Genomic DNA, 3,676 nt, shown 5'->3' with positions numbered 1-3,676 from the left:
GCTTTACCAACTTGAAAAATCGTATAGTTACGTCGGCCAGCTTTAAAGTTATTGAGTAACGTATCTTGAACCTCTTTAAGAACGTTTGAATCTTTTATGGGTAAGACAACTTGTTGCATGTAAATGACCTCCAGTAAGAATATTTGCATTGTGTATCTACACGGGATATACTTGACTTGTAATAATAATTTAGGAGGGGAAAATATGGAACTTATTAAAGAACAAACACGCTTAGCAAAGTGGGGAAACTCGAAAGCTGCTAGAATTCCTAGCCAAATTATTAAACAACTGAAATTAGATGATAACCAAGATATGACAATAACCATTGAAAATGGATCAATTGTTTTAACACCAATAAAAAAGAACCCAACCAATATTCACGAACTATTTAAGGATTGGCAAGATGACGGGAAAAGGGATCACGAGCTTGATTGGGGAAAGTCAGAAGGTAATGAACTTCAATGGTAAGCCAAGGTGATATATTTTATGTTAACTTTAATCCAAGCCGTGGTCATGAACAGATGAATAAGCGGCCAGCCATTGCGCTAAGCAATGATCTAGTCTGTCAGACAAGTAACATGACGATTGTGGCTCCAATTAGCAGTACCAAGCGTAATTTTCCAATGTATCATCGACTAACTAGTAGTCAAACAGTATATGGAAAAGTATTATTAGATCAAACCATAGCCTTAGATTTACGGGCAAGACATGTCACTGATGAAACTATTGTCGATCATGTATCGCGTGAAGAACTAGAAGAAATAATCACTTTGTACAAATTATTGTTTAGTATTGATGACAAATAGAAGAAGTTATTTTTAGTATATAATGACAAATAACCCCCAACATCTATATTATAGATATTGAGGGTTATTCTTTCAATGTTTTCGAGGGGTGATTTGAAGAAAATAACCCCTGATTTTTATTTTCTTAAATAAGTTTGATATAAATCAACCAATAATCTTATTTTTTCTTTTGTTTTTGTTGATTCACTACCGGATATTTCTGTTTCAAGAAGTAACTGTGTAATTTCATCTATTTTAGAACCATCAACAGCGTCTATGTCAGTATAGGCAGTTTGAGAATCGCTTATATCTGAAATCATATCCTCTTCAACACTTAAAATTATTATAGGATTATTGATTTTGTACTTTATATTGGACTCAAAGAATCTGTAAGTGATATATTTATTGTCTTTTTTAAATATTACATATGCTTGAAGTTTATAATTTATTTTTTCTAGTAGCTTTATAGATTCTTGAGTTTTTTCATTTATGATTATGGGACTGGTTGGTAACAACACAGTAGTGGTTGATTTTCCTAGTCCTTTAAGTCGATGAATTAATCCAAGGTCAATAAGTTTAGTATTCCAGTTAGTTATAGATTTGGTAGTTGTTTGTAATTTCTTTGCTAATGCATCTATTGACCAAAAAGAACTTCCCCGATCATTGTTAGCTTTTAGTACATATAGAATATATAGAGAAAGCGGACCGGATTTGAGTAGAGGTAGGTAATTTGATATATCACTTAAACGTGCAAAAGCAATTTGCGCTTGTTTGTATCCGTGATTAACAAAAAGGGAATACAATTGTTCATATTCTTGTATGCTTCCTTCGTAACCAGTCTCTGCTTGATTTTTTTTTATGAGAGATAAAGCATCTTTATTTGATTTATTATCCATAATGACTTTCCCTTTCTTTTTCTATAATTTTTTTCTGCAATAAAGAACATTACTGCAATAAGTTCCTAAGAGCTGGTGCGTATAGTCTCGTATAGTAAATATTATAGTTTTATATAGTTTAGTATAGTCCTCGTATAGTCTTATGTATAGTTAGGTGGTAGAAAAACGTTGATAGCTACAAAAAAATACGACCACCATAGAAAATTAGTTCTTTTAGCTTTCTATGGTGGTCGTATTTTTTTGTAGCTTATGTGGTAAAATAAATGTGTCTTAAGGAAAAGTCAGGCTTTAAGATACATTACGGATTGGATCTGATAATATTAACAAATATGTTGAACAGGCCTAAAGTTCAATTGATGGCAGTCAATTTTTTACAGGGCCTATAAAACAAAGCTAAAATGTTTATGAGCTTGAGTTGTAAAAATAAGCATCTTCCTATAAGACATGATAACATTTTTTTTAAATGTTATCATGTCTTATTTTTTAACCAAAATTTCCACCAAGCGTTACTTTTTTGTTTTAAATTTAGATTATCATATTTAATTTTTATAGAAGTAGTGGTCTCAAGTTCTTCAACTTTCTTTTCAGTCATCAATTGTAGTTGTTGTGATTGATCCAATAATTTTTGCATTGATTTTAATTGTTCATCTTTTTCTTTAATTTGGCTATCTTTGATTGCCAATTGTTGGTTGAGCAATTCTATTGTATCTGTATTCCTATTACCAGCGTTACTAGTAAATGCTTTCTCTCTTGGTTCCTGGTTGTTGCCACCATCGAAATGCTTTTTTAACAGCAAATATCCCGAGTCACTGACAACTAAGGTTTGTACTCCGCTCCTAGGAACGGTTTGCACATATTTCACTCTAAAGTTTGCATCTAGTTTTTTCCTAACGGCTTGTTTTGATACACCAAACTCGTCAGCAAGTTCTTTAATAGTTTTAGGCATGATTTCCAAACCCCTTTCGGAGTTCAGCAAGTGCTTCTTGTCTTGCTTGATCTCTTATTTTTTTATCGTGTTCCGCTTGTTTCTCAGCCAATGCTTGTTTCTCAGTAGAGCCTAGAGTTAACCCCTTAACTTTATCAATGGCACGCCATTTTTCATGTTCTGTTAATTCACCATTATGCTGAATGTTAAATAGTTTTTGACGTTCATCTTGAAATTGACCTTGTGAGAAGTCGTTAGCGTCTTTCTTTTCAGGCTTCCAAGTAAAAGAATACCCAATCACTGGTTTCCCGCGGCCTTTACCATATTTCTTTCGAACAGTTAGGCCCCTAAAAAGAGGGGTCAATTCTTCTCTGATTGGTTTAAGAACGTATCTATCAACGTCTCCCGGTTTTTTCCAATAACTTTTAGGAATATCAAGTAACTCAAAAAAATCTTCTTTTGATAAAAAAGCATAACCGGTTGTTCTGAAACCTTTTAACAATCTAAAAGCGGTTTTAGCATAACTGCTTCGAAGATCTCTAAATTCCGCTAAAGCATATCTAACCCACGTGTCTAAATTATTAAGAAGTGGCAAAGCATCTTTATATACTTCAATGTCTATATAAGGAGAATCAGCTTCACCAACAATTCTGAATTTAGTAAACATAACAAACATTTCTCTATTTAATCCAGATTTACTACGTCTTCCAAAATGAAGTCCCATTAACTTTTCATAAGTTCTTTGAATATCATCTTCAAAGCGATTATTTGCAGTCGGTTTATAGTTGCTCAAATCTTTAAGTTGTTCAAAAGAAAATCTAACTGTCTGATCTCCCTTATCACGCATACGAGAAATAATTGAAAAAAATAGATTCATTTCAATAGGGGTGAATTTACGTAACGGAATGGTATTAAGTTCAGGATCATATTTTATAAGTTCATTGCTCATAATCACACCTCCATAACTATTATATAAAATCAACGATTGTTTATCAACGATCACCATTAAAAACCTCGTTGATAAACAGACAAAACCTCGTTGATAAACAGACAAAACCTCGTTGATAAAC

The 3,676-nt window shown here is 32.6% G+C and carries 5 protein-coding genes; 2 read left to right on the top strand and 3 right to left on the bottom strand.

All coding sequences use genetic code 11. The features are described 5' to 3' along the window. Positions 1-204: 204 nt before the first annotated feature. Together FFM70_RS13520 and FFM70_RS13515 are read left to right on the top strand one after the other, a co-directional pair. Complete coding sequence (locus FFM70_RS13520) at positions 205-468, top strand: AbrB/MazE/SpoVT family DNA-binding domain-containing protein (RefSeq protein WP_001748109.1); 264 nt, start codon at positions 205-207, stop codon at positions 466-468. Beyond that, positions 462-806: a type II toxin-antitoxin system PemK/MazF family toxin gene (locus FFM70_RS13515; protein WP_001748110.1), complete on the top strand. Its 345-nt coding sequence runs from the start codon at positions 462-464 to the stop codon at positions 804-806. Before FFM70_RS13520 ends, FFM70_RS13515 begins: the two co-directional genes overlap by 7 nt. A gap of 116 nt (positions 807-922) precedes the next feature. Here FFM70_RS13515 and FFM70_RS13510 read toward each other — a convergent pair whose 3' ends face one another. From FFM70_RS13510 to FFM70_RS13500, 3 genes are all read right to left on the bottom strand, one after another. Further along, positions 923-1,681 carry a hypothetical protein gene (locus FFM70_RS13510; protein ID WP_137617371.1) on the bottom strand — a complete coding sequence of 253 codons (759 nt, stop codon included), beginning with the start codon at positions 1,679-1,681 and terminating at the stop codon, positions 923-925. 469 nt (positions 1,682-2,150) lie between these two features. After that, on the bottom strand, positions 2,151-2,627 hold the full coding sequence (locus tag FFM70_RS13505; RefSeq protein ID WP_137617370.1) for a helix-turn-helix domain-containing protein: 477 nt from the start codon (positions 2,625-2,627) through the stop codon (positions 2,151-2,153). Next, positions 2,620-3,555: a replication initiation protein gene (locus FFM70_RS13500; protein ID WP_137617372.1), complete on the bottom strand. Its 936-nt coding sequence runs from the start codon at positions 3,553-3,555 to the stop codon at positions 2,620-2,622. The genes FFM70_RS13505 and FFM70_RS13500 overlap by 8 nt, the downstream gene beginning before the upstream one ends. Between the last annotated feature and the right edge of the window lie 121 nt (positions 3,556-3,676).

This window comes from Lactiplantibacillus nangangensis, assembly GCF_005405065.1.
Taxonomy (GTDB): domain Bacteria; phylum Bacillota; class Bacilli; order Lactobacillales; family Lactobacillaceae; genus Lactiplantibacillus; species Lactiplantibacillus nangangensis.
The sequence above is the reverse complement of the archived record's forward strand: the minus strand, read 5'-3'. Positions and strand labels throughout refer to the sequence as shown.